The organism is Acinetobacter sp. AS5, assembly GCF_048957595.1.
Taxonomy (GTDB): Bacteria; Pseudomonadota; Gammaproteobacteria; order Pseudomonadales; family Moraxellaceae; genus Acinetobacter.
On the sequence record NZ_JARDAL010000138.1, the window covers coordinates 1 to 1,104 of the forward strand.

General features: G+C 46.7%; 1 protein-coding gene. It reads left to right on the forward strand.

Annotated features, from left to right (window positions below; all coding sequences use genetic code 11):
* Nucleotide 1: 1 nt before the first annotated feature.
* Nucleotides 2-1,104: elongation factor Tu (tuf, locus tag PV763_RS17615; RefSeq protein WP_138742595.1), on the forward strand; the 1,103-nt coding region annotated here is incomplete at its 3' end.

A 1,104-nucleotide genomic window follows, 5' to 3' on the forward strand; every position in this document is an offset into this window, starting at 1 on the left:
CATGGCTAAGGCTAAGTTTGAACGTAATAAGCCACACGTTAACGTGGGCACAATTGGTCACGTTGACCATGGTAAAACAACTTTAACAGCTGCAATTGCAACTGTATGTGCGAAGAAATTCGGTGGCGAAGCGAAAGACTACGCTGCAATCGACTCTGCACCAGAAGAAAAAGCACGTGGTATTACAATTAATACTTCACACGTAGAATACGATTCTCCAACTCGTCACTACGCTCACGTAGATTGCCCGGGCCACGCCGATTATGTTAAAAACATGATTACTGGTGCTGCTCAGATGGATGGCGCGATCCTTGTATGTGCTGCGACTGATGGTCCTATGCCACAGACTCGTGAACACATCCTGCTTTCTCGTCAGGTAGGTGTACCTTACATCGTTGTATTCTTGAACAAATGCGACCTTGTAGACGACGAAGAGCTTCTTGAACTAGTTGAAATGGAAGTTCGTGAACTTCTTTCTACTTACGACTTCCCGGGTGATGACACTCCAGTGATCCGTGGTTCTGCTCTTCTTGCGCTTAACGGTGATGACAGCCAATACGGCGAGCCAGCTGTAGTTGCGCTTGTTGAAGCACTTGACTCTTACATTCCAGAGCCAGAGCGTGCAATTGACCTTCCATTCCTTATGCCAATTGAAGACGTATTCTCAATCTCTGGTCGTGGTACAGTAGTAACTGGCCGTGTAGAGACTGGTATCGTTAAAGTAGGTGAGTCTGTAGAAATCGTTGGTATCCGTGATACTCAAACTACTACAGTAACTGGCGTAGAAATGTTCCGTAAACTTCTTGACGAAGGTCGTGCGGGCGAGAACTGTGGTGTTCTTCTTCGTGGTACTAAGCGTGAAGACGTACAACGTGGTCAAGTATTGACTAAACCAGGTGCGATCAAGCCACACACTAAATTCGATGCAGAAGTATACGTACTTTCTAAAGAAGAGGGTGGTCGTCACACTCCATTCCTTAACGGTTACCGTCCACAGTTCTACTTCCGTACTACGGACGTAACTGGTGCGATCGCGCTTAAAGAAGGCGTGGAAATGGTTATGCCTGGTGACAACGTTGAGATGTCAGTAGAGCTAATCCACCC